Source organism: Pseudomonas sp. NKUCC02_KPG, from assembly GCF_019345465.1.
Classification (GTDB): domain Bacteria; phylum Pseudomonadota; class Gammaproteobacteria; order Pseudomonadales; family Pseudomonadaceae; genus Aquipseudomonas.
The window spans coordinates 22,711-47,515 of the sequence record NZ_JAHKRC010000007.1 but is presented as its reverse complement, the minus strand read 5'-3'; the positions used below and the strand labels follow the sequence as shown (position 1 = coordinate 47,515).

Genomic DNA, 24,805 nt, shown 5'->3' with positions numbered 1-24,805 from the left:
TGCCTGTGCGTTTGGTCGCGGGCACAGCTTGTGTATGCTCGGGCAACTTCCTGGCTCCCCTACTGATAAGAATTTCGCCGATGGTTCAGAGTTTAAATTCGCCGGGAATTTTTTTCGGCCTCGGGTTCGGCCTTTTTCTGCTGGTGAGTGGTCTGGGTTGGCAAGTAAAGCGGGTCAATCTGCGTCACAAGGTGCAGCGTTTACGCCATCAAGGTCTGTTCGACGACTTGCAGCAAGCCAATGTCCGCAGTGAGCAACTGAACGCTGAGCTTTTGCGCGAAGTGGAACTGCGCCGTCTCGTTGAGGCGCGCGTTCGCCACCTCGCCCATTTTGATGAACTGACCGGCCTGGCCAACCGTCTCTTGTTCAAGGAGCGACTGGAGGAGGCCAGCCAGCGTGTTCGCCAGGGTTCATGCCACCTGACGTTGCTGCACATCAACCTCGATCGTTTCAAATTGCTCAATGACAATCTTGGGCACGAGCTGGCCGATCATGTGCTGCAAAAAATGGCAGAACGCATCACCAAGGCCTTGCCTGAGGCCAACACCATTGCGCGACTGTCGGGCGATGAGTTTGCCGTGCTGTTTGATGCTTACAGCAGCCTGACCAGTCTGGCGCGGGTAGCGACCCGACTGATGGAAAGACTCGGCCGGCCCTTGGTGGTGGATGGCCATGAGCTGATCATCAGCGTGTCCATGGGCATCAGCCTGCTGCCGGGCAGCGCACGGGACATTGCCACCCTGGTCCACCAGGCCAATAAAGCCATGCGCCAGGCCAAGCATCTGGGCGGCGGCACTTTTCAGTTCTACAGTCACAGCCTGCAACACAGCACCCTGGAGCGTTTGCAACTGGAAAGTCAGTTGCGCAAAGCCATTGCCCAATGCCAGCTCGACGTTTTCTATCAACCTAAACTATGCCTTGCAACGGGGCGCCTGCACGCAGCTGAAGCGCTGGTTCGCTGGGATCATCCGCAGTTGGGTAGCGTCCCTCCGAGCGACTTCATTGCCTTGGCCGAGGAGACTGGCCTGATCAGCGCCATCGGAGAGTTCGTGCTGCGCGAAGCCTGCCGGCAAGCCTGTGAATGGCAGCGCACAGGGCTGGCGCCGATACGGGTGTCGGTGAACCTGTCGGGGCATCAATTGCGCCAGGGCAAACTGGTCAGCCTGGTGCGCCAGGTGCTTGAAGAAACCGGTCTGGCGCCTCACTGCCTGGAACTTGAGCTGACAGAAAGCCAGTTGCTCGACAATGTTGAATACGTCATCGCAACCTTCCAGCAATTGCACGAGCTGGGCGTGAGGCTGGCGATTGATGACTTCGGGACCGGTTACTCCTCGCTCAGTTACCTCAAGCGATTTGCAGTGGATTACGTGAAGATTGATAAAACCTTTATCCACGGCCTGGGGCGCTGCAGTGAAGACGAGGCCATCACCCTTGCGATTATCTCCATGGCCCATAGCCTCGACCTCAAAGTCGTGGCCGAAGGTGTCGAAAACGAGGCGCAGCTGGCATTTCTCAAGGCTCGCCAGTGCGACGAAGTGCAGGGTTACTTGATCAGCCGTCCGGTAAACGCTGCGCAGTTTGGCGATTTGTTACGTGCCGGTGTAGTGGATTTGTAGTGCCAAAAAGGGCTACATCGCCCTGAAGCTGCATGAATCATGGGAAAGATAAGGGTAAGACAGGGTGTATTGGGTGGGCAGAAAGCGAATTCTTGTAGTATAACTACAAGAATGCTACATCCCCGGCGCCTGCCGCTTACAGACCGAGTCCTGCCCTTTGAACCTGCTGCAACATATTGCCCAGTCACGCCACCTGTTACGTAAATCGGAACTCAAGGTCGCCGATCACGTGCTGCTTGATCCTGCGGCTGTAATGCACAGTTCCATGGCCGACCTTGCCCACAGTGTCGGCATCAGTGAGCCCACCATCGTGCGCTTTTGCCGGGCAATTGGCTGTTCCGGGTTCCAGGACTTGAAACTCAAGCTGGCGCAAAGCCTGGCAGCAGGTGCCAGTTTCGGTCAGTTCGCAATCCACGAAGACGATTCGGTTGCGGACTACAGTCTGAAAATTTTTGACACCACGCTGCACACCCTGATGGAAGTGCGCGAGAAGCTTGATCCCGTGGCGCTGCAGCGTGCGGTGACGGCCATGTCGCAAGCGCAGCGGGTCGAGTTTTATGGTTTCGGTGCCTCGGGTGCCGTTGCGGCCGATGCCCAGCACAAGTTTTTTCGCCTTTTACTGACGGCTGCGGCGTACTCCGATCCCCATATGCAAGCGATGTCGGCTGCAACCTTGAAGCCTACGGATGTAGCGATTTGCATCTCCCAGTCGGGCCGTTCCAAAGACTTGCTGATCACCGCCAATCTGGTGCGTGAAAGTGGCGCGACCTTGATTACCTTGTGCCCGAGCCAAACGCCACTGGCGGAGCTGGCGACCGTCAATCTGGCCATCGATGTCCACGAAGACACCGAAATCTACACCCCGCTGACCTCGCGTATTGCCCATCTGGTGGTGATTGACGTGTTGGCGATGGGGGTTGCCATGGCTCGCGGCCCAAGCCTGGTCAACCACCTTAAAAGCGTCAAGCGCAGCCTGCGCAGCTTGCGTCTGTCGCCCAAGTCGCTGAAAAGCCACGAAGATTAATTGTGGGAGCGGGCTTGCTCGCGATGGCATCGCTGAAGCTTTCCTGACAGGCCGCGTTGCCTGAATCGCGATCAAGCTCCCTCCCGCACAGTACTCATATTCAGCCTTCATCCCCCTGTCATCCCATCTTCGCCAAGTCGTCATAAACAAAGTCCATCTTGAAACTCCCGTACACGCCTTGGGAGACTCGAAATGGCCCAGCCTTACGAAGAACGCAATAGCGCCGTCAAAACCCGCCGTCAGCAAGAAGACCAGCGCCGCATGGCCTTTCGCCGCGCAATCGAAGACCATGACAATCAGCGCCAGCTAAGGCTTGAAACCTCGGATTATCCCGACCTCAATGCAATCAACTATTGGCAGGCTGCGTCGGCAAGTGACCGTCGAAGCGCTCAACCAGCTCGCTGATTTGCAGGCGCTCACTGCGAATAAACCCCAGAAATGCATGGGCCACCGGTGACAGGCGCTTGGCTTTGGCCTGCACCACGCACCAGCTGCGATACAGCGGCAACTCTTCGACCGGCAACTCGCGCAGCAGGCCGGTCGCAAGTTCCAGGCTGACGGCGTGGCGTGTTAATAGCGCCACGCCCAACCCGGCCACTGCGCACTCGCGCTGGGACTCGTTGGACGACACTTCCAGTGTTTGACTGAAGTGAACACGCTTCTCCTTGAAGTATTCCTCGCACGCCATGCGTGTGCCCGACCCCTGTTCGCGCATCAGCAAGGTATACGGCTCCAGGTCCTGCAAACGGAGCGGACCACGGCTGCACAGCGGGTGGTCTGGCGGTGCGACGGCCACAATCGGGTTATTCAAAAACGGCAGAAACTCCAGGCCCATGTCCTGCGGCACCATCGACATGATCACCAGGTCGTCGCGGTTATCCGACAGGCGGCGAACGGCTTGCGCCCGATTGACCACCGTTAGCTGCAGATTGACCTCCGGGTGCTGGCGCTTGAAAGCGGCAAACAGGTGGGGGACGAGATATTTTGCACTCGATTCAACCGCCAGTTTCAGTTGGCCCTGCAGCGACCCGAGCATGTCCGAGAGCTGCATGTCGAGGTTTTCAAGGCGCCCGAAAATATCCCGGCTGGCCAACTGAAGCGCTTCAGCGGCCTCGGTCATGTATAGCTTTTTGCCTACGTAATCGAACAAAGGCTGGCCAATCAGCTCTTCAAGCTGACGAATTTGTAGACTTACGGCGGGTTGTGTCAGCGACATTTCTTCTGCAGCGCGGCTGTAAGAGCGCAAATCACAGACTTCGTTGAATACCTGTAATTGACGAAAAGTGATACGCATCAATGACTTACGCATTTTTATAAAATTATCCGAAGCGGCAAGTGATCTGACTATAAGTCGTTACTTATGCACGACCCAAGAATTATTGATTTTTGTTTATTGTTGCGTGGGTCTAGTGTGACGACACAACGGTTCAGACACATTTGGACACGTGCCGACCTGGTCTAGCAGGTCGTTTGTTCCATGGGCTTTAGGGAAAATCCAAGTGATAAAAAAGATCCTGATCGCCAACCGCGGAGAAATTGCCGTCCGCATCGTGCGTGCCTGCGCCGAGATGGGTATTCGTTCTGTGGCGGTCTATTCCGAAGCGGATCGACATGCCTTGCACGTCAAGCGTGCCGATGAAGCCCACAGCATTGGCGAAGACCCGCTGGCCGGTTATTTGAACCCGCGCAAGCTGGTGAACCTGGCGGTTGAAACCGGTTGTGATGCTCTGCATCCCGGTTATGGTTTTCTGTCAGAAAATGCAGAGCTGGCTGATATTTGCGCCGAGCGCGGAATCAAGTTCATCGGCCCGTCCGCTGAAGTCATCCGCCGCATGGGCGACAAGACTGAAGCGCGCCGCAGCATGATCAAGGCCGGTGTACCGGTCACGCCAGGCACTGAAGGCAACGTTGCCGATATCCACGAAGCACTGCTTGAAGGCGAGCGCATTGGCTATCCGGTCATGCTCAAAGCCACCTCGGGTGGTGGCGGACGCGGGATTCGTCGCTGCAACAGCCGTGAAGAACTGGAACAAGCCTTTCCTCGAGTGATCTCTGAAGCCACCAAAGCCTTTGGCTCGGCAGAAGTGTTCCTCGAAAAGTGCATCGTCAACCCCAAGCACATCGAAGCCCAGATCCTCGGTGACAGCTTTGGCAACGTGGTGCATTTGTTTGAGCGCGACTGTTCAATCCAGCGTCGCAACCAAAAGCTCATCGAAATTGCCCCAAGCCCTCAATTGACCCCGGAACAGCGCGCCTACATCGGCGACCTGTCTGTGCGTGCGGCCAAGGCCGTGGGTTACGAGAACGCCGGTACCGTGGAGTTCCTGCTCGCCGAGGGCGAGGTGTACTTCATGGAGATGAACACCCGGGTGCAGGTGGAACACACCATCACCGAAGAAATCACCGGCATCGATATTGTTCGTGAACAAATTCGCATTGCTTCCGGTCTGCCGTTGTCGATCAAGCAAGAAGACATCCAGCACCGCGGTTTTGCCTTGCAGTTCCGGATCAATGCCGAAGACCCGAAAAACAACTTCCTGCCAAGTTTCGGCAAGATCACCCGTTACTACGCGCCCGGCGGTCCTGGCGTGCGTACCGACACGGCGATCTACACCGGCTACACCATCCCGCCGTATTACGACTCCATGTGTCTGAAGCTGGTGGTGTGGGCCCTGACCTGGGAAGAAGCGATGGACCGTGGTTTGCGCGCCCTCGACGACATGCGTCTGCAAGGGGTCAAAACCACCGCCGCGTATTACCAGGAAATCCTGCGTAACCCGGAATTCCGTAGTGGCCAGTTCAATACCAGCTTCGTAGAAAGCCATCCAGAACTGACCAACTACTCGATCAAGCGCAAACCCGAAGAGCTGGCCCTGGCCATCGCTGCCGCCATTGCCGCCCACGCAGGCCTGTGAGGAAAATTTTCATGTCCAAGAAGATCTTTGTAACTGACACCATCCTGCGTGACGCCCACCAGTCGCTGCTGGCAACCCGCATGCGCACTGAAGACATGCTGCCAATCTGCGACAAGCTCGACAAAGTCGGCTACTGGTCGCTGGAAGTCTGGGGCGGCGCCACCTTTGACGCTTGCGTACGCTTCCTCAAGGAAGATCCGTGGGAGCGTCTGCGCCAGCTGCGTGCCGCCTTGCCTAACACTCGCCTGCAAATGCTGTTGCGTGGTCAAAACCTGTTGGGCTATCGCCACTACAGCGATGACGTGGTCAAAGCCTTCGTCGCCAAGGCGGCTGTCAACGGTATCGACGTGTTCCGTATTTTCGATGCCATGAACGACGTCCGTAACCTGCGCGTCGCCATCGAGGCGGTCAAGGCTGCTGGCAAGCACGCTCAGGGCACCATCGCCTACACCACCAGCCCGGTGCATACCACTGAAGCGTTTGTGGCCCAAGCCAAGCAGATGGAGGCCATGGGTTGCGACTCGGTGGCAATCAAGGACATGGCTGGCCTGTTGACCCCGTTTGCCACTGGCGAACTGGTCAAGGCGTTGAAGGCTGAAATCAGCCTGCCGATCTTTATTCATTCCCATGACACCGCCGGTCTGGCTTCCATGTGCCAGCTCAAGGCGATAGAAAACGGTGCCGACCATATCGACACTGCGATCTCCAGCTTCGCGTGGGGCACCAGCCATCCGGGCACCGAGTCGATGGTAGCGGCCCTCAAAGGCAGCGAATACGACACCGGTCTTGACCTGTCGCTGTTGCAGGAAATTGGTCTGTACTTCTATGCCGTGCGTAAGAAGTACCACCAGTTTGAAAGCGAATTCACCGCAGTCGACACCCGTGTTCAAGTGAACCAGGTACCGGGCGGGATGATTTCCAACCTTGCCAACCAGCTCAAGGAACAGGGCGCCCTGAACCGCATGAGCGAAGTGCTGGCCGAGATCCCGCGTGTACGTGAAGACCTGGGCTTCCCGCCGCTGGTGACACCGACGTCGCAAATCGTCGGCACCCAGGCGTTTTTCAACGTACTGGCTGGCGAGCGTTACAAAACCATCACCAACGAAGTGAAGCTCTACCTGCAAGGCGGCTACGGCAAGGCGCCAGGCGAGATCAACGAGCAACTGCGTCGTCAGGCCATTGGTAACGAAGAGCTGATCGACGTACGTCCTGCTGACCTGCTCAAGCCAGAAATGGTCAAGTTGCGTGCTGAGATTGGTGCTTTGGCCAAGTCGGAAGAAGACGTACTGACCTTCGCCATGTTCCCGGACATCGGCCGCAAATTCCTCGAAGAGCGTGCTGCAGGCACCCTGGCCCCGGAAGTATTGCTGCCGATTCCTGAAGCTGGCGGTGTTACCAAGGCGAGCGGTGAGGGTGTACCGACCGAATTCGTGATCGACGTACACGGCGAAAGCTATCGCGTAGACATCACCGGTGTAGGCGTCAAGGCAGAAGGCAAGCGTCACTTCTACCTGTCCATCGACGGTATGCCGGAAGAGGTGGTGTTCGAGCCGCTTAACGAATTTGTGGGTGGCACTTCGAGCAAGCGCAAGCAAGCGAGCGAGCCGGGCCACGTCAGCACTGCAATGCCGGGCAACATCGTTGATGTACTGGTTGCCGTAGGCGACGTCGTCAAGGCTGGCCAGTCAGTACTGATCACCGAAGCGATGAAAATGGAGACCGAAGTTCAGGCCGCCATCGCGGGTAAAATCGTCACCATCCATGTCATCAAGGGCGACCGCGTTAACCCGGGCGAAATTCTGATCGAAATCGAAGCCTGATACCGCCTTTGATACAAACGCTTTAAACCTCGGGGGAGCATGTGCTCCCCTTTTTTTTCGACTGGCTTTTTGTATCTGTATTTTAATGCAGACGGGTGATTCGGAAATCGCCTTTATCTGCATTAAAATGCATTTTCTGGGCGAGAAAAATAACCACAACTGCACTATATTGCAGGTAATGGTTTATTCGACTGTTTGATATGCATTGAATTGCGGGTGCGAGCATGTTTCAGCTAACCCTTCAGCTCTACCGTGCCGGTCAGTGGCAGGACGCGATGACGCTGGCTTTTTCTGAGCCGAATAAAGGGCTCGATGGTCCTTGCCGCTTTGGCTACAAGCAGAAGTACCTAATGCAAAACCTGGAGGCCATTGAAAGCCCCTTTCTTTGCTCGGTGAGTGCTTGTGTGCCCGTTGAGTGGGATACGCACATTCTGAAAAAGGCTCCCGCCTTCCTGCACGACATTGCCCCGGCCGGGGCTGCGAAGAAGATCCTGATCAAGCAAATAGGGCGGGAAAAACCTGAGGACTTGAGCATTGATTTGTTTTTGCTTGGCCGCAGCACGCCTGCGCCGATAGGCCATCTGCGGATTAAAGAGTCGTTTGAGCGGCTTGATTCCCATGCGGTGCTGGGCTTCTCTCGCCAGGACGTGATCGATCGTGACAACAGCTTTCTTGAGTACGCCCACGAGCAGGGGGCTGCGATTGGCGGCGCAACAGGGGCGGGTGGCGAAGCGCCCAAACTGTTGATGTCTGAAGGCGCGGATGGCTTGTTGTATCCCGACGCTACCCTGGCGGACCCTGACGTCAGGCAGCATTGGTTCATCAAGTTTGCTCGCAACAAGGGGTTGGAGCTGGACTGCGACATTTTGCGCAGCGAATTCATGTACTACAAAGCCTTGCAGGCATTGGGTATTGAAACTGTTCCAGCTCAAGGGCTGGCGCTGGAAGAAGGGCGAAAGCCGAGCCTGTGGATGCAGCGCTTTGACCGCAAGGTCACTGGGCAAGGCGTCGAGAGGCTTGCTGTGGAGTCTGTCTATTCTCTTGCCCAGGTCACTGAGCCCGGCAGCGACATGGCTCACGTCGAAGTGCTTGAGCGGTTGGCAGCGCTTTGGAAGCATGCTGGCCAGCAGGATCAGATCCCTGATCTGGTGGCTGAATACTTGCGCCGCGATCTGCTGAACAAAATCCTTGGCAACAGTGATAACCATGGCCGCAACACCGCGATTATTCGAGGTGTTGATTCATTTCGCCTGGCGCCTGTCTATGACCTGGCGCCCATGGTGATGGATGGTGAAGGTATTACGCGTACAACCAAGTGGTCGCGGGAGGTAGAGCGTGCGGGGCAAATTGATTGGCGAGGTGCCTGTGAGTCGCTGAGCTCGATTATTGATCCGGATATGGCGTATCAGCGCTTACGCGCTGATGTCGAGCCGCTACGGGCCCTGCCTGATTTGTTAAGTGCTGAAGGGCTACCGGAGCTGACGATGAACCATCCACAAATCGCGCTTAAAAACCTCGACCAGCGCTTGCGCGAGTGGGGCTTGAAATGACCCTGACTATTGATGCGCGCCAGTTGATGATCGAAAGTATTGAGGCTGATCTTGCTCAGGGCAAAATCGCACTGGGTGAGGCGGTAAAGCGCTTTCGGGTTGATGTGACCGGATTGCAGCAAACCCAGTTTGCCCGCATGTGCAAAATTTCGGTCCGTACCTTGATTCAAATCGAGCACGGCGAAGGCAATCCGACGCTTAAATCCCTGAATGCAGTCTTCAAGCCCTTTGGTCTGCAAATGGGTGTGGTCCGCTTACCGCGAAAATTCTAATCCCTTTCTGTAACAAAAACGCCCAACAGTCCTTGTTGGGCGCATTGATCAAATTTTATACAGTTGATGCTCTGCATTCTTCCAGGGTCTTTATCTGGCCGCTTTCTGGTTGGTTATCCAGTGCCAGCCATTTTTCGAAGCCTGCCGCTATAGAGGGCCATTCCGTACCGATAATGCTGTACCACGTGGTATCACGATTCTTGCCTTTAACTACCATATGCTGGCGAAAGACGCCTTCGTATGTGTACCCTAATCGTACTGCTGTACGCTTTGATCGCGCGTTGTCGTTGTTGCACTTCCACTCCAGGCGTCGGTTGCCCAGTGCGAAGGCTTCCTTGGCCAGCAGGTAGACCGCCTCGGTACTCTTTGGCGAGCGCTGCATGGGGGCGCCGAAGGTCACGTGGCCGATCTCGATGCGCCCGTGCTCAGGGACGATGCACATCAGGCTGATCAAGCCTTGTGCCTCGCCACTCAACTTATCAACGACGGTATAAAAATGCGGGTCACGACTGGCGGCATGGCTTTGCAACCAGGTATCAAACGTCGGACGCTCATTGAAGGGCCCGTAGGGTAAATAGTCCCAAAGCTTGGGATCAGCCTGCGGCCCCTGTAAGGCTAGCCATAGTTCATCGCCATGCCGTGCCGGGTCGAGCTTTTCCAGACGAATGAATTGCCCTTCAAGGGTTCGGGTATCGGGTGTTTTGGCCGCCAGCCAGTGTTCTAGAGAGTCGGGCATTGCGCGTTCCTTAGTTATTACAAGGTTTTGCGAAACTGGATAAAGCCAGGGCGCTCGGCAATACGCTCATACAACTGGATCGCCGTGGCGTTGGTTTCCTGAGTCATCCAATAGACTTTGGCACAGTCTTTATCGCGAGCGACGGCATAGACGTGCTCGATCAGTTGGCGACCTACCCCTTTACCGCGAACCTGGGGGCTGACAAACAGGTCTTGAAGGTAGCAGGCGTTTTTAATGCTCCAGTTGGTGCGGTGATACACGCACTGCACCATGCCCACGGCCTTGTCGCCTTGCCAGGCAAGGGCCAGAGAGGTCGGCTCAGCCGGATCGAAAAAACGTGTCCAGGTGGATTGGGTGATTTCGTCTGACAGCTCGGTGTTGTAGAAGCGCAAGTAGGCCTGCCAGAGGGGGAGCCACTGTTCGTGATCGGCGGTGGTTGCGGGTTTGATCTGGATTTGAGTCATGTGAGCTATTCCTTGGCCATTAAGTGAGCGAGTGCGTGGTCTTGCGGGTTGCTGCTGGCCAGGAGTCCCTTGCGTACGCCCGCCTGGTCAGCGGCGTCGCGGTTCTGGCTGAGTTTGCGTTTGCCGTCCAGGCGGGTGATGGGCAGGCGAAAACCCACAATGGCCTTGAGCATGCTGTCGATGTAGTCCGCTGGCGCATCGCTGACCGACCAGGGTTGGGATCGACCGGCTTCGTGTTTGCTGCTCAAGCGGCTGACCAGCGCCAGTAAACGCTCGGCATCCTCGAAGACTTCTGCTGTGCCATAAGCGTGAACGGCGAGGTAGTTCCAGGTGGGCACGGCTTTACCGTGTTCGGCCTTGCCGGGATAAAAAGACGGGCTGATGTAGGCCTGTTCTCCGGAGAAAATCACCAGGGTTTCGGTCCCTTCAGCCAGGGCCTTGCCGTGGGGATTGGCGCGGGCAAGATGGCCATACAGGGTGCCGCAGGCGCCTTCATCCGGGTTCAGCAGCAAAGGCACATGACTGGCGATCATGCCTTGGCTGGCGTGAGTGACCAGCACGGGCAAGGGCGTGGCCAGCATCTGTTGATGCAACATTGGGATGTCATCTACTGCGAAGGCGCGGGGAACGTACATAGAAATTATCCTTGGCGAATGGCCTCATCCTAGGCAGGCTATTGGTTTGTTGTAAGAGCCATTAATGGTCATTTTCATAGGTCCAATTCATGTCGGATTCAGCGCTTTCCATCGCCTTCAACCCAGCCGGAATCGAGCTTGATCCGAAAAAAGGCCTGAGCCGTCAGCTGTATCAGGCATTGCGCCAGCGCGTGCTCGATGGTCGGTTGAGTGGCGGTGCGCGGTTGCCGGCCAGCCGTGACCTGGCCACTGCTCTTGGTATTTCCCGTAATAGCGTGGTGCGGGCCTATGACCAGTTGTATGCCGAGGGGTTTATTGAGGGGCGAGTGGGTGATGGCACTTATGTCGCAAAACTGCCTGAAAAAGCGCTGCCGATAAAAAAGTTGTCCACCAACTTATCCACAGGGTTTTCAACAGACTTATCCCCAGAGTTATCCACAAAACAGGCTGAATTACCTGTAATTACATCCAGTAAAGTTATCCACAGCACTGCTTTGAGCCGGGTCGCAAAGCATGCCCTTGACCTGCCTCCCAGTGGAGTTCCTCGTGCATTTCGAGTGGGGGTACCGGCGTTTGACTTATTCCCTTTCGAGGTATGGAGCAAGCTGCAGGCGGCTTTTTGGCGTAAGCCAGACTTGCAGCAACTGTGTTACGGCGATCCGGCTGGTGATGAACGCTTGCGTGGACTTATTGCGGCGTATTTGCGCACTTCGCGGGGTTTATCGTGCACCAGTGATCAAATTTTGATCACTAGTGGTGCGCAGCAGGGGATTAGCCTTTGTGCACAGCTGCTGGTGGAGCCGGGCGAGGGGGTGGCTGTGGAGAATCCGGGCTATCGCGCAGCAGCCTATGCGTTCGCGATTGCCGGGGCTCATGTGCAGGGTGTAGCGGTGGATGAGGACGGTATGGATTGTTCGGCACTGGCATACTTGAGTAACTGTCGGCTGGCCTACGTGACGCCCTCTCACCAGTACCCGAGCGGTGTGACCCTGAGCCTGGCCCGGCGTTTGGAACTGTTGGCCTGGGCTGAGCGCACCCAGGGCTGGATTGTCGAGGACGACTACGATGGCGAATACCGTTACAGCGGTGCGCCGCTGGCCCCGTTGGCGGCTTTGGACCGTAGTGGTCGGGTGATTTATGTCGGCACGTTCGGCAAGGTGGCCTTTCCGGCATTGCGCCTGGGGTACCTGGTGCTTCCCAAAGGCTTGACCGAGCCATTTGCCCGGCGCCGATCCCTCGATATGCGCCATTCGGAAGTCAGCACCCAGGCGGTCATGGCTGAGTTTATGGCGGCGGGGCATTTTCAGCGGCACATCCGGCGGATGCGTCGTGCGGCCTTGAGTCGACGGGATGTGTTGCTGGCCAATTGGCCCCATGCGCTGGACGGGGTGGGGCCGATGCCGACCATCGCTGCGGGGTTGCATGTTGCCGTGCCGGTGACGAGCTTTGCGCGGGAGCAGGCACTGTTGGCGCAGGCCAAAACGGCCGGCGTGGAAATCAACGGGTTAAGCAGTTATTGGCAGCAAGACTCGATTGAGCCTGTGGATAAAAGAGCGGGGCTGGTGCTGGGGTTTGCAGCGGTGCCCGAAGTGGAGATCAAGGCGGCGCTGGAGCGGCTGGGCAAGGTGTGGAATGGCAGCCGTTGAACCTGTGGGAGCGGGCTTGCTCGCGAGAGGGGCACCGCATTAATTCAGACAGACCGCACCGGCTGAATCGCGAGCAAGCCCGCTCCCACAGGCAGGGCTTGATCATTGCGCGCTTTCAAACCCTTCAAGCACGTTCACCGCATTCACGCCGATTTCCTCAACGGCGTAGCCGCCTTCCATCACAAACAGCGTCGGTTTACCCAGGCGAGCAATGCGTTCGCCCATGCGCAGGTAGTCCGGGCTGTCGAGCTTGAACTGGGAAATCGGGTCGTTCTTGAACGTATCCACACCCAGTGAAACCACGATGACGTCAGCGTCGTAGCTTTCGATTTCGGTGCAGGCCAATTCAAGTGCTGCGCTCCAGCGATCCCAGGCCGAGCCTGCGGCCAGGGGATAGTTGAAGTTGAAACCTTCGCCCGGTCCTTCGCCCAGTTCATCTTCGTAGCCCAGGAAGAACGGAAACTCGGCTTCAGGGTGGCCGTGGATCGAGGTAAACAGCACGTCGCTGCGCTCATAAAAAATCGACTGCGTGCCATTGCCGTGGTGATAGTCCACGTCGAGGATCGCCACTTTGCGACGGCCCTGGTCGAGGAACGCCTGGGCTGCGATTGCTGCGTTGTTCAGGTAGCAATAACCGCCCATCAAGTCGCTGGCGGCGTGATGCCCGGGTGGGCGGCAAAGTGCGAAAGCGCTGTGGGCGCCGTTTTGAATCTCGGCCTGGGCGGTCAGGGCGACTTGCGCTGCGCTGTAGGCCGCTTGCCAGGTACCCGCAGTAATGGGGGCGCCGCCATCAAAGCTGTAATAACCGAGCTGGCCGTGGAGGCTGGTGGGCAAAACTGCGCGCAAGGTTCGGGCTGGCCAGGTGTATGGCAGCAAGTCGCCGTCACGACCGTGTTCTGTCCAGCGATCCCAGGCGCTCTGGAAAAAATCCAGGTACGCGGCGCTGTGGATACGTTCGATGGGGCCCCGACCAAAGTCTTGCGGCGCGCGCACCGGTCCCAGTTCGCGGGTTTGTACCCGCTGCAGAATATGGTCGGCGCGAGAGGGCATTTCGAAGCAAGGCATCAATTGCCCGTCCATCAACTCACAGCGGCCATGATGCAGGTGATGATCGTCCGAGTAGATCGTCAGCATGTTCTTGTTCTCCCAAGGCTTTGGCGGTGGCCTACAGTTTTGCGGCCCGGGGTGTTTGAGAGAACGGCAGGAGCGGCCAAAAGGGGATGGATGTGGCCAACATCACTGACCGAAATTCGCCCCTGAATCAAACACGGAACTGGCTGGGGGCAACCCCGCTCCAGCGTACAAAGGCGTGGCGAAAGCTCGCGGTCTCACTGAAACCCAGGGTTTCGGCAATCCGGTAGATGGGCCAATCGGTGTCGTTGAGCAGCAGCTTGGCCCGTTCGAAGCGCAAGTCGTCGAGCAGGGTTTGATAGCTGCATCCCACGTCGTGCAAATGGCGACGCAGAGTACGCGGCGAGCAGTTCATTTGTTCGGCCAGCCCCTCAAGCCCCGGGGCGGCGTGCATCTGTGCGCCAAGGAGTTGGCGGATGCGTTCCAGCCAGGTTTGCCGCCCGGTGAATTCCAGGTTCTGTTTACGGCAGCGCTCGGCCATCGCCTGATGGGTAACGGCATCGGCCAGCGGCAAGGGATGGTCAAGCCAGCGTTTGGCGAAAGCGAACGCATTGCTGTCGGCCTCGAACACGCGCGGGCAGTCGAAGCTTTGCCCGTAGCTGGCGTGGTAATCGGGCGCGCTGTGGGCAAAACGTGCACCCAATAGTGGCAACGGTTGGCCGAGCAGGTCTTCGCAAATGACCTTGAGCGAAACCAGGCATAACTCGGTATTGAATACCGCGAGCTGTGGGCCTTCGCCATACCCGCTGGCGCAGAACCACACCTGATCTCCTTCGACCTCAAGGCTGAGCTCAAAAAGTGTTCCCAGCAGCGCCGGGTAGCGTAAAGCCAGACGCAGTGCGTCACCTAAGGTGGCACTGGTGAGTAGGGCGTAACCCAGCATTCCGTAGGACGACACATGCATTCGCCGGCCCAGCTCCAGGCCGATTTCGCGGCGCAAGGCCACGGCGTTGGCGCACACGCGCATCTCCTGATTGGTCGTGATGCGTGTGTCTGCGCGGCTCAAGTCCGCCGCCCGGATGCCGCTACCCGCCAACAGTGCTTCGCTGGACAAGCCTTCGGCATTGAAGGTGCTGAGCACCAGCGAAACGGCGTTGAGCGTTGTGAGATGAGAGTGGAGCATGCTCGTTTCCTGCATGGAGGTGCAGGAAGCGAGCAAGTTGTGTGCCGGGCGGGCGCAGCTACGCGTCGATCAGGCCAGTTCCCCGCACACGTCCAGCTCGATCAGGCGCCGGACTTCAGCCAGCGGCAAATCGGCACCGAGCAGGGCATGCAGTTTGCCGAACACGGCTTCACGGGTCATGCCACCCCCCGACAGCACCCCAACCCCACGCAAACGGCTGCCAGCTTCGTATACGTCCAGTTCCACACCGCCTTCATGGCATTGAGTGATGGCTACCACCAAAATGCCGTTCTCCTGCGCCCGTTGCAGGCTGGCCAGGAAGTCCGGGTTATCGCCGGGGCCAGTGCCGCTGCCGAAGCATTCGAGCACCAGCGCTTCGATCCCGCTGCTGAGCAGTGCGTCGAGCTGGGCTGCGCCAATTCCCGGTACCAGCGGCAATACACCCACACTGGCTTCGTGCCCTGGATGGTTGTAGGCCAGCTCGTCCGGCAGTGATGTGGCTTTTGCCACGCCGCCGTTGCGCGTCAACGCGACAAACGGGTTGCGCCCAAAGCTGCGGACTTTTGCGCAACGTGTCGGGGCCATCAATTTGCCGTGGAAGTACAGCTGAACCCCGTGAGGCTGGCCTTGGCCCAGAGCCTGCAGTGCACCGCTGACGTTTTCCCAGGCATCGCTGTCCGGTACGCCTGCTGGCAGCATGGAGCCCGTGAACAGCACCGGTGCTGGCAAGCCCAGCAATTGAAAGCACATCGCCGCCGCACTGTAGGCCAACGTGTCAGTGCCGTGCAGGACCAGGACGCTATCGCAGCCATCTTGCTCGATGGCTTCGATGATCGCGCCACGCAGGCGCAGCCAGTAGGCAGGCGTCATGTTGGCGCTGTCGATCAGCGGGCTCATCTCGCGAAAGGACCACTGCGGCACTGTCAGCGCCGGTTGGCTGGCGAGGTGCTCGCTCATGCGCGCTTCAAAACCCGACGCTGGCGCCAGGCCACCGGCGCTGGCTTGCATGCCGATGGTGCCCCCGGTGTAGAGCACCATGACGCGTTGGGAAGGGTGGTGAGTGGCTGCAGTCATTGTTGAGTCCCCATAAGCAAAAACGCGGCGGTTCTGGAGAACCGCCGCGTCAAGTATCAGCGTTTTGTTTCTTCGACCTTGTCGGCCGGTTTTGGCGGCCAGGCCTTCAGGTCCAGATCCAGATCCGGGAATTTACTGGAATCGAACACCGGTGTCTTGATCCCCGCACGGCGCTGGTCATCGTAGTCCTTGAGCACGCGCATGCAGATCTTGAACAGCATCGCCAGGGCAATCAGGTTAACGAAGGCCAGCATGGTCATGGCGATGTCGGCGAACGCGAAAACGGTCTGCAGGTTTTCGATCGAGCCCCAGAAAATCAATACCAGCACCAGTGCGCGGTAGCCAATCAGCGCCTTGCGGCTTTCGCCGACCAGGAAGCGCAGGTTGTTCTCGCCCAGGTAGTAGTTGTAGAGCATCGAGGTGAACACGAACAACGCCAGGGCCACGCTGATGAACACACGGCCCCACTCGCCGACTACGGCCGCCAGGGAGTTCTGGGTCAGGGCAATGCCGTCGCCTTCAAAGCCCGGGGTGTAGAAGCCTGAGAGCAGGATCAGCAAGGCGGTACAGGTGCAGATCACGAATGTATCGAGGAATACGCTGAACGCCTGAACCACGCCTTGGGCGATCGGGTGTTCAACATCGGCCACGGCGGCCACGTTCGGGGCGCTGCCCAGACCGGCTTCGTTGGCGAATACACCACGTTTGACGCCCATCACGATCGCACTGCCGATCAGGCCGCCAAACACCGGGTCGAGGCCGAAGGCGCTCTTGACGATATGGCCCAGCATGGCTGGCACGTGGTCGAATTGCAGCACGATCACGTAGAGGGTCACGGCGATGTAGGCCAGGGTCTTGACCGGTACCAGCAGGTCAGCCACCGAAGCGATACGTTTGATACCACCGATAAACACCAGGCCCAGCAGAATGGCGATGGCCAGCCCTGAGTAACTGACATCGAAACCGAAGGCATCTTGCAGCGAGTGGGTTACGGCGTGGGCTTGCAGGCCCATGAAGGCGAAGCCGAAGGTGATCAGCAGCAGCACGGCCATCAACTGGCCCATCCACAATTTGCCCAGGCCATGCTTCATATAGAAGGACGGACCGCCACGCAGTTGGCCTTCAGCGTCACGACGCTTGTACAGCTGGCCCAGGGAACATTCGATCAGGCTGCTGGACATACCGACCAGTGCGGTGACCCACATCCAGAACACGGCACCCGGTCCGCCCAGGGTAACGGCGATGCCGACACCGGCAATGTTGCCCGCACCTACACGGCCGGCCAGGCTCAGCATCAATGCCTGAAACGAGCTCAGTTCACCGGCGCTGCTGCGCAGGCTGTCTTTGAATACCGAAAACATGTGCAGGAAGTAACGAAACTGAACGAAACGCGAGCGGATCGTGAAGTAGCCACCGAGCCCGACCATAAGCACGATTAGCACTTTCCCTGAGAGGAAGTCATTGATGACTTCAAGCATGGATTATTCCTCGCTGTTTTTATCTGATGGCAACACGGGCGGATCGAAATATCGCGTTACACCTGCTTGAGCAAGGCATAAACGTAGGCGATCAATGAGACCCTGGCCATGTTGCTGCTTGGTTTACGATGCTGTTTCCGTGCTGGCGATGGCCGCTGGTGCTGGGCCCGGGCACAGGAAGAGGGGCGGCACTATACCTAGGAGCGCAGGAAGCGTCTGCATAAGTGATTGATTTTTCATGTGTGAGTCGTCTTAAAAGGCATCAGTTTGTGTCCGATTTGCCCTTTTTTCAGGCAAAAAAAAGGGCCTGCAGACGTATCTGCAGGCCCTCAAAAGGTGAGAGGTGTCTAGTCCCTCGACCTGGTGAGCGTGTTACAGCATCAGGCCTTGAGAGGCACCAGACGCGGAGCAATCATGTTTTCCGGGCGCAGGATGTCGTCGAGCATGGCGTCGTCGAGCAAGCCTTCTTCGCGCACCAGTTCCAGTACGCCACGGCCGCTTTCAAGGGCGATACGGGCGATACGGGTGGCGTTTTCATAGCCGATGTACGGGTTCAGTGCAGTCACCAGACCGATCGAGTGCTCGACCAGTTCGCGGCAGCGTGCTTCGTTGGCGGTGATGCCGACGATGCAGTGCTCGCGCAGCATGTCCATGGCGCGTTGCAGCAGGCGGATCGAGTCGAAGATCTTGAAGGCGATCAGCGGCTCCATCACGTTCAGTTGCAGTTGACCGCCTTCGGCAGCGATGGTCAGTGCCAGGTCGTTACCGATGATCTGGAACGCAACCTGGTTAACGGCCTCCGGAATAACCGGGTTGACCTTGCCTGGCATGATCGAGCTGCCTGGCTGACGCGCTGGCAGGTTGATTTCGTTGATGCCGGTGCGCGGGCCGCTGGAGAGCAGGCGCAGGTCGTTGCAGATCTTCGACAGTTTGACCGCGGTACGCTTGAGCATGCCGGAGAACAGTACGAAGGCGCCCATGTCGGACGTGGCTTCGATCAGGTCGGCAGCCGGTACCAGCGGGTGACCGCTGATGGTTGCCAGGCGGTTGACGGCCAGCAATTGGTAGCGCGGGTCGGCGTTGATGCCGGTACCGATGGCCGTACCGCCCAGGTTCACTTCGGTCAGCAGCTCTGGTGCCAGTGTTTTCAGGCGTGCCAGGTCTTCACCCAAAGTGGTGGCAAACGCGCGGAACTCTTGACCCAGGGTCATCGGCACGGCGTCTTGCAGTTGGGTGCGGCCCATTTTCAGCACGTGGCTGAACTCAACGCCTTTGGCGGCGAACGCCTGGATCAGGCTGTCGAGGCTGGCAAGCATGGCATCGTGACCCAGCAGCAGACCCAGACGGATCGCAGTCGGGTAGGCGTCGTTGGTCGACTGCGCCATGTTGACGTCGTTGTTAGGGTGCAGGTACTGGTACTCGCCCTTCTGGTGGCCCATAGCCTCCAGCGCGATGTTGGCGATGACTTCGTTGGCATTCATGTTGGTTGAAGTGCCAGCGCCGCCTTGAATCATGTCCACCACGAACTCTTCGTGGAAATCGCCGCGGATCAGGCGGGCACAGGCTTCGCTGATGGCAGCGTGCTTGGCGTCGCTCAGATGACCCAGCTCGCGGTTGGCGTCAGCGGCGGCTTGTTTAACCATGGCCAGGCCCACAACCAGCTTCGGGTAGTGCGAGATCGGGACGCCGGACAAGCGGAAGTTATGCACCGCTCGCAGGGTCTGGATGCCGTAATACGCTTGAGCCGGTACTTCGAGTACGCCAAGCAGGTCTTTTTCGGTACGGAAAGATGCAGCGGAGGACATGATAGAAATCATCTCGATATGAACCCGGTCTGGGCCGGAACGCTGCGAATCCTAGGCCTGCAGTCTATTTTGGGCCAATGCCTTTAAACACTATCCTATGCATAAACGGCATAATGGCGACGTGACGCGGCAGGCGCGTCGAGCGTGTGACCCATTTTGGTGCGCGTCCGGGAGGACTCGATGAATCTCGAAAGTAAATGGTTAGAGGACTTCAGTGCCCTGGCTGCTACTCGCAGTTTTTCCCAGGCGGCAGAGCGTCGTTTCGTCACTCAGCCGGCCTTCAGTCGGCGTATTCGAAGCCTTGAAGCGGCGCTTGGGCTGACCTTGGTGAATCGTTCCCGCACCCCGGTGGAGTTGACTGCGGCCGGTCAGCTGTTTTTGGTTACGGCACGTACGGTGGTCGAGCAGTTGGGTGAGGTGTTGCGTCATCTTCATCACCTCGAAGGCGGGCAGGGCGAGGTCATGCAAGTGGCTGCCGCACACTCCCTGGCGCTGGGGTTTTTCCCGCGGTGGATCGCCCAATTGCGCAATGAAGGTCTTAATATCGCCACCCGGCTGGTTGCGACTAACGTCGGAGACGCGGTGCATGCTTTACGCGAAGGCGGCTGCGATTTGATGCTGGCTTTCTACGATCCGGACGCTGCTTTGCAGATGGATCCGGAGATTTTTCCGTCATTGCACCTGGGCAACACCGAAATGCTCCCGGTGTGTGCGGCCGATGCAGACGGCAAGCCGTTGTTTGACCTTGAAGGTGAAGGCAGTGTGCCGTTGCTGGCCTATAGCGCTGGCGCGTTTTTGGGCCGCTCGGTGAATCTGCTGCTGCGCCAGCGCAGCCTGCGCTTCACCACTATTTATGAAACGGCCATGGCCGACAGCCTCAAGAGCATGGCCCTGGAAGGGTTGGGCATTGCCTGGGTGCCGCACCTGAGCGTGCGCGCCGAGCTGGCGCGAGGGGAGCTGGTGGTGTGTGGTGGCCCGCAATGGCATGTGCCGCTGGAGATTCGCCTGTACCGCTGCGCCCTGGTGCGCAAGGCCAACGTGCGGTTGTTGTGGCGCAAGTTGGAGAACCCGACCGGCCAGGCGCCAACGCCGGCCTGAGGTGATTTTTTCATTTGACCTTAGAGTCAATAAAACCGGGCGTCCGGGCCGTTTTTACCGTGCAAGACAGATGGTCGCCAAAGGTGCTGTCAAAACACCTCTTTGCGGTATACTGCGCGGCCTTCGGCTGGCTTGACCGGCCTTAATTCCTATAACAAGCCACGTCGGATCCTCCACGTGGCTTGTTGTTTTTTGACGCGCCTGCGGGCGCCCAAGAGAAGAGGCGCGACGATGAGTGCACTGGTAGGCGTGATCATGGGCTCCAAGTCCGATTGGTCCACCCTCAGCCACACCGCCGATATGCTGGAAAAACTCGGCATTCCTTACGAAGTGAAAGTGGTCTCTGCCCACCGCACTCCGGATCTGCTGTTCCAGTATGCCGAAGAGGCCGAAGGCCGCGGGATCGAGGTCATCATCGCTGGTGCCGGTGGCGCAGCCCACCTGCCAGGCATGTGTGCGGCTAAAACCCATTTGCCTGTACTGGGTGTTCCGGTGCAGTCGGCCATGCTGTCGGGCGTCGACTCGCTGCTGTCGATCGTACAAATGCCAGCGGGCATTCCGGTTGCAACCCTGGCCATCGGCAAAGCGGGCGCGATCAACGCGGCCCTGTTGTCGGCGAGCATCCTGGGTGCCAAACACCCGCAGTTCCATACCGTTTTGAAAGCATTCCGTGCTGAACAGACAGACAGCGTGCTGGACAATCCAGACCCGCGCGTAGCCTGAGGTTTCTGACGATGAAAATCGGTGTAATCGGTGGCGGCCAACTGGGCCGTATGCTGGCCTTGGCGGGCACTCCGCTGGGCATGAACTTCGCTTTCCTTGACCCGGCTCCCGATGCCTGCGCAGCCGCACTGGGCGAACATCTGCGTGCGGATTACAGCGACCCGGATCACTTGCGCCAACTGGCCGATGAAGTCGACCTGGTGACGTTTGAGTTCGAAAGCGTTCCAGCTGAAACCGTGGCTTTCCTGTCGCAATTCGTCCCGGTGTATCCAAGTGCCGAAGCGTTGCGCATTGCTCGCGACCGCTGGTTCGAAAAGAGCATGTTCAAGGACCTGGGCATTCCGACGCCGGCGTTTGCCGACATTCAGTCCCAGGCGGACCTGGATGCGGCAGTAGCCACTATCGGCCTGCCTGCCGTGCTCAAGACCCGCACCCTGGGTTATGACGGCAAGGGCCAGAAAGTGCTGCGCACACCGGCCGATGTAGTGGGCACGTTTGCCGAACTGGGCAGCGTGTCGTGCCTGCTGGAAGGTTTTGTACCGTTTACCGGTGAAGTGTCGCTGATCGCCGTACGCGGTCGTGATGGCGAGACCCGCTTCTATCCGTTGGTCCACAACACCCACGACAGCGGCATTCTCAAGCTGTCGGTCGCCAGCACGGATCACCCGCTGCAAGCTTTGGCTGAAGACTACTCCAGCCGTGTGCTCAAGCAGCTGGATTACGTCGGCGTGATGGCATTCGAGTTTTTCGAAGTCGACGGTGGCCTCAAGGCCAACGAAATTGCCCCGCGTGTGCACAACTCCGGGCACTGGACCACTGAGGGCGCCGAGTGCAGCCAGTTTGAAAACCACTTGCGGGCCATTGCTGGCTTGCCGCTGGGTTCGACGGCCAAGGTCGGTGAGAGCGCCATGCTCAACTTCATCGGCAGTGTGCCGCCCGTTGAAAAGGTGATCGCGATTGCTGATTGCCATCTGCATCACTACGGCAAGGCGTTCAAGGTCGGCCGTAAGGTCGGTCACGCCAACCTGCGCTGCGCAGACATGGCCACGCTGCAAGCGCAAATCCTCAAGGTTGAAGCCCTGATCGACGAAGCGTAAATCGCTTTCGCCGGGAACCATTGGGTTGTCGCTGCTCTCTGATGGCGTGATGCCAAAGTGCTGACTAGGCTTTGGTAAAACGCCATCTAATCAAGAGGAAGCGCCCATGGGCATCATCGGAACCATTTTCATAGGCTTGATCGTTGGCCTGCTGGCCCGTTTCCTGAAACCGGGTGACGACAGCATGGGCTGGATCATGACCATCCTGCTGGGTATCGGCGGTTCGCTGGCGGCTACCTATGGTGGCCAGGCGCTGGGTATCTACAAGGCGGGCGAGGGTGCCGGTTTTATCGGTGCCGTGGTAGGTGCTGTGATCTTGCTGATCATCTACGGCATGGTGTCGAAAAAGTCCTGATTTAACGCTTTGGTTCTCTCTGCGCCAGCCGCAGAGAGGGCTAAACTGCGCGCGTTCAATCCTTCTTCTATCGAGCCTTGCATGCGCCGTCTTCTACTGACTTTTCTTTTGCTGGGCTCAGGCCTGGTACACGCGGCAGAACTGCCCGAAACCGACTGGCTTGAATTGATGCCGATGTCGGATCAAAAAGCCCTCGAACAAATGCCCGAAATTGACCATGACTCGCCCGAGGCCAATGGTACGTTTACCGACAAGGGTGGTTTGAAGCAGAGCAAGGGTTTGCCGGCCGTGATGTATTCCAGCAAAACCGTTGCGGGCATGAACGGTAAAAATATCCGTCTGGGCGGTTATCCCGTGCCTCTGGAAACCGATGCCAAGGGGCGCAGCACGCTGTTCTTCCTGGTGCCGTACCCGGGCGCCTGCATTCATGTGCCGCCTCCGCCGCCCAATCAGTTGGTGCTGGTGCGCTACCCCAAGGGTCTGAAGCTGGATGACATCTACACGCCGCTCTGGGTCATGGGCACGCTGAAGGTCGAGAAGGTCAGCAATGACCTGGCCGATGCGGCCTATGCGCTGGATGCCAGCAAGGTGCGGGTGGTGGTCGAGGAAGATTTGTAGGGTGCCGAACCTTTGTGGGAGCGAGCAAGCCCGCTCCCACAGGTTTTGTGTGTATCAGGCTTTCAGCCGCTTGCTCGCAATGCTCACACCCATCGTATGACTGGCGCCTGGCTCCAGGGTGATCACGTCGTCCATCACATTGGCGGTTTCGATGCACAGCATGCGTTGCCAGCCATCTGCTGCCATATCGCTGAAGCGGGCAGTCTTGTCGATCCACGGGTTCCAGATCACCGCTGAGCGTGAGCCACGGCTGGTCAGCTCAAGGGTGCGCGACCAGTCGGGGTCGACGATGCTCAGTTGCTGCGGTGTGTCGAGATAGATGCGGTCGGTTTCGCCGCTGAAGGTCAAGTCGCCCAACTGTTTGACGTGTTCCCAGTCGTTGAGCGTATCGATGTAGGTCAGGCCTTCTACCCCTTGAACCTGAACCTTGCGCACGTCACTGACCGCGAAGTAACTGTGCAGCGCCTGGCTGATGCTGACCGGGATGTCGCTGCGATTATGGCTGGTGAGGCTGATGTGCAACTGGGTGTCGAGGCGAATGCTCAACGTGAGCGCCACATCGTGGGGCCAGCCGGGCAGGCCGCCTTCGATGTGGGGCAGGCCCAGTTCAATATGCAGCGCTTCGCCCGCATCATCGATCTCCAGCACTTCCCACTCGCGGGTACGTACCAGGCCGTGAGCGGTGGCAGGCTCATCACTGAGGCGCATGGCCTGCACGCTTTGCGGGTTCAGCGCCAGATTGCCAAACCATGGCCAGCACACTGGCACGCCAGTGCGAATGCCTTTGCCCTGTTTGTACTGCGCTTTTTCGTTGAGCCAGATAATGGGAGGCTCATCGCCTATCTGATAGCTGAGTACCTGTGCGCCCTGTTTTGCGATCAACAGTTGTGCCTGACCATGCTGGAAGTGCCAGCACTCCAGTTCGTCCAGGGTGACTGACTCAATGTGGTGCATGGCAGGCTCTCTATTTCAGTGGCAAAGGCAGCAGTGGGCAGGCAAACCGCGAAAGATTCAGCGACGCGGTGGAACGGAGCGGGTACGACCGCTGCCATCAATGGCAACAAACACAAAGACGGCTTCGGTCACTTTGCGCCACTCGCTGGACAACGGGTCGTCACTCCACACTTCAACCATCATCTGGATCGAGCTGCGGCCGATCTCCAGTGCCTGGGTGTAGAACGACAATTGCGCGCCAACGGCCACAGGCACCAGAAACGCCATGCGATCAATAGCGACAGTGGCTACACGGCCACCTGCAACCTTACTGGCCATAGCGGTACCGGCGAGGTCCATTTGTGAAACCAGCCAGCCACCGAAAATGTCACCGAAACCATTGGTTTCACGTGGCAGGGCGGTGATTTGCAAGGCGAGGTCGCCTTGCGGGATTGGATCTTCTTGTTCGAGCTCTAGCATGCCGAAGGGCCTCTGACCCGTGATTCTTCATGAGTACTGCGGGTGAAAAAGCGTCTTTAGAAAAACGATTCAGCCCGAACATACTACGTTCGTCACGTTCTTCATAAGCCGCGCCAAGGGGAAACTCTGCGAAACCGGCTGAAGTCATCCTGCGGGCGTTTTCGCACAGCAACCTCAGAAGTTACCAAGTGTTTCTTACAGCGGGAGTATAT

Annotated in this window: 24 protein-coding genes; 13 read left to right on the top strand and 11 right to left on the bottom strand. The window is 58.1% G+C overall.

All coding sequences use genetic code 11. The annotated features are described in order from the left end of the window. Positions 1-80 precede the first annotated feature (80 nt). The 3 genes from KO536_RS11245 (at position 81) to KO536_RS11235 (ending at position 3,045) form a co-directional block, all read left to right on the top strand. The gene (locus tag KO536_RS11245) at positions 81-1,616 is read left to right on the top strand and encodes an EAL domain-containing protein (RefSeq protein WP_133074919.1); all 1,536 of its coding nucleotides are present in this window, start codon (positions 81-83) and stop codon (positions 1,614-1,616) included. Between the two features lie 157 nt (positions 1,617-1,773). Continuing rightward, positions 1,774-2,640, top strand: coding sequence for a transcriptional regulator HexR (hexR, locus tag KO536_RS11240; RefSeq protein WP_133074918.1), 867 nt, complete (start codon positions 1,774-1,776; stop codon positions 2,638-2,640). Between the two features lie 192 nt (positions 2,641-2,832). Continuing rightward, complete coding sequence (locus tag KO536_RS11235; RefSeq protein WP_133074917.1) at positions 2,833-3,045, top strand: PA3496 family putative envelope integrity protein; 213 nt, start codon at positions 2,833-2,835, stop codon at positions 3,043-3,045. Here KO536_RS11235 and KO536_RS11230 read toward each other — a convergent pair. Beyond that, positions 2,987-3,949 (bottom strand): LysR family transcriptional regulator, encoded by a 963-nt coding sequence (locus KO536_RS11230; protein WP_219261966.1) that lies wholly within the window; start codon positions 3,947-3,949, stop codon positions 2,987-2,989. The two genes, KO536_RS11235 and KO536_RS11230, sit on opposite strands and share 59 nt — an antisense overlap. Positions 3,950-4,139: 190 nt before the next feature. Here KO536_RS11230 and KO536_RS11225 point away from each other — a divergent pair, with 190 nt between their 5' ends. The 4 genes from KO536_RS11225 to KO536_RS11210 all read left to right on the top strand — a co-directional run bounded on the left by KO536_RS11225 (position 4,140) and on the right by KO536_RS11210 (position 9,197). Further along, on the top strand, positions 4,140-5,555 hold the full coding sequence (locus tag KO536_RS11225) for an acetyl-CoA carboxylase biotin carboxylase subunit (RefSeq protein WP_019826929.1): 1,416 nt from the start codon (positions 4,140-4,142) through the stop codon (positions 5,553-5,555). A gap of 11 nt (positions 5,556-5,566) precedes the next feature. Then, positions 5,567-7,375, top strand: coding sequence for a sodium-extruding oxaloacetate decarboxylase subunit alpha (gene oadA / locus KO536_RS11220; RefSeq protein ID WP_133074915.1), 1,809 nt, complete (start codon positions 5,567-5,569; stop codon positions 7,373-7,375). A 224-nt stretch (positions 7,376-7,599) separates the two neighbouring features. Next, positions 7,600-8,925, top strand: coding sequence for a HipA domain-containing protein (locus KO536_RS11215; protein ID WP_219261965.1), 1,326 nt, complete (start codon positions 7,600-7,602; stop codon positions 8,923-8,925). Next, positions 8,922-9,197, top strand: coding sequence for a helix-turn-helix domain-containing protein (locus KO536_RS11210; protein WP_048362256.1), 276 nt, complete (start codon positions 8,922-8,924; stop codon positions 9,195-9,197). Before KO536_RS11215 ends, KO536_RS11210 begins: the two co-directional genes overlap by 4 nt. A 55-nt stretch (positions 9,198-9,252) precedes the next feature. Here the strand turns inward: KO536_RS11210 and KO536_RS11205 are convergent, their stop codons facing one another. From KO536_RS11205 to KO536_RS11195, 3 genes are read right to left on the bottom strand one after another with little or no spacing between them, the layout of a single operon-like run. Then, entirely contained in the window at positions 9,253-9,933 is a 681-nt protein-coding gene (locus KO536_RS11205; RefSeq protein WP_133074913.1) for a GNAT family N-acetyltransferase, read from the bottom strand. Positions 9,934-9,950: 17 nt separating this feature from the next. Further along, entirely contained in the window at positions 9,951-10,397 is a 447-nt protein-coding gene (locus KO536_RS11200; RefSeq protein WP_219261964.1) for a GNAT family N-acetyltransferase, read from the bottom strand. 5 nt (positions 10,398-10,402) lie between these two features. Further along, entirely contained in the window at positions 10,403-11,032 is a 630-nt protein-coding gene (locus KO536_RS11195) for an FMN-binding negative transcriptional regulator (protein WP_219261963.1), read from the bottom strand. 89 nt (positions 11,033-11,121) lie between these two features. Here KO536_RS11195 and KO536_RS11190 point away from each other — a divergent pair, with 89 nt between their 5' ends. Further along, positions 11,122-12,678, top strand: coding sequence for a PLP-dependent aminotransferase family protein (locus tag KO536_RS11190; RefSeq protein ID WP_219261962.1), 1,557 nt, complete (start codon positions 11,122-11,124; stop codon positions 12,676-12,678). A gap of 102 nt (positions 12,679-12,780) precedes the next feature. Here the strand turns inward: KO536_RS11190 and KO536_RS11185 are convergent, their stop codons facing one another. The 5 genes from KO536_RS11185 to aspA form a co-directional block, all read right to left on the bottom strand. Further along, positions 12,781-13,812: a histone deacetylase family protein gene (locus KO536_RS11185; RefSeq protein ID WP_219261961.1), complete on the bottom strand. Its 1,032-nt coding sequence runs from the start codon at positions 13,810-13,812 to the stop codon at positions 12,781-12,783. A 127-nt stretch (positions 13,813-13,939) separates the two neighbouring features. After that, positions 13,940-14,932: an AraC family transcriptional regulator gene (locus KO536_RS11180; protein WP_133074908.1), complete on the bottom strand. Its 993-nt coding sequence runs from the start codon at positions 14,930-14,932 to the stop codon at positions 13,940-13,942. Between the two features lie 69 nt (positions 14,933-15,001). After that, entirely contained in the window at positions 15,002-16,006 is a 1,005-nt protein-coding gene (locus KO536_RS11175) for an asparaginase (RefSeq protein WP_219261960.1), read from the bottom strand. Between the two features lie 56 nt (positions 16,007-16,062). Then, positions 16,063-17,484 (bottom strand): sodium:alanine symporter family protein, encoded by a 1,422-nt coding sequence (locus KO536_RS11170; RefSeq protein ID WP_133074906.1) that lies wholly within the window; start codon positions 17,482-17,484, stop codon positions 16,063-16,065. Positions 17,485-17,864: 380 nt separating this feature from the next. Then, positions 17,865-19,289: an aspartate ammonia-lyase gene (gene aspA / locus KO536_RS11165; protein WP_019826952.1), complete on the bottom strand. Its 1,425-nt coding sequence runs from the start codon at positions 19,287-19,289 to the stop codon at positions 17,865-17,867. A 180-nt stretch (positions 19,290-19,469) separates the two neighbouring features. Between aspA and KO536_RS11160 the strand changes: the two genes are divergently transcribed. The 5 genes from KO536_RS11160 (at position 19,470) to KO536_RS11140 (ending at position 23,180) form a co-directional block, all read left to right on the top strand. Further along, positions 19,470-20,387, top strand: coding sequence for a LysR substrate-binding domain-containing protein (locus KO536_RS11160; RefSeq protein WP_219261959.1), 918 nt, complete (start codon positions 19,470-19,472; stop codon positions 20,385-20,387). 231 nt (positions 20,388-20,618) lie between these two features. After that, positions 20,619-21,110, top strand: a complete 492-nt coding sequence (gene purE / locus KO536_RS11155) for a 5-(carboxyamino)imidazole ribonucleotide mutase (RefSeq protein WP_016782937.1) — start codon at positions 20,619-20,621, stop codon at positions 21,108-21,110. 11 nt (positions 21,111-21,121) lie between these two features. Beyond that, on the top strand, positions 21,122-22,207 hold the full coding sequence (locus KO536_RS11150; protein WP_219261958.1) for a 5-(carboxyamino)imidazole ribonucleotide synthase: 1,086 nt from the start codon (positions 21,122-21,124) through the stop codon (positions 22,205-22,207). 106 nt (positions 22,208-22,313) lie between these two features. Continuing rightward, positions 22,314-22,562, top strand: coding sequence for a GlsB/YeaQ/YmgE family stress response membrane protein (locus tag KO536_RS11145; RefSeq protein WP_088378553.1), 249 nt, complete (start codon positions 22,314-22,316; stop codon positions 22,560-22,562). Positions 22,563-22,643: 81 nt separating this feature from the next. Continuing rightward, positions 22,644-23,180: a DUF3299 domain-containing protein gene (locus tag KO536_RS11140; RefSeq protein ID WP_019826960.1), complete on the top strand. Its 537-nt coding sequence runs from the start codon at positions 22,644-22,646 to the stop codon at positions 23,178-23,180. Between the two features lie 54 nt (positions 23,181-23,234). Here the strand turns inward: KO536_RS11140 and KO536_RS11135 are convergent, their stop codons facing one another. Both KO536_RS11135 and KO536_RS11130 read right to left on the bottom strand, forming a co-directional pair. Further along, on the bottom strand, positions 23,235-24,134 hold the full coding sequence (locus tag KO536_RS11135; protein WP_219261957.1) for a D-hexose-6-phosphate mutarotase: 900 nt from the start codon (positions 24,132-24,134) through the stop codon (positions 23,235-23,237). A gap of 57 nt (positions 24,135-24,191) precedes the next feature. Continuing rightward, the gene (locus KO536_RS11130; RefSeq protein ID WP_003438129.1) at positions 24,192-24,593 is read right to left on the bottom strand and encodes an acyl-CoA thioesterase; all 402 of its coding nucleotides are present in this window, start codon (positions 24,591-24,593) and stop codon (positions 24,192-24,194) included. Positions 24,594-24,805 lie beyond the last annotated feature (212 nt).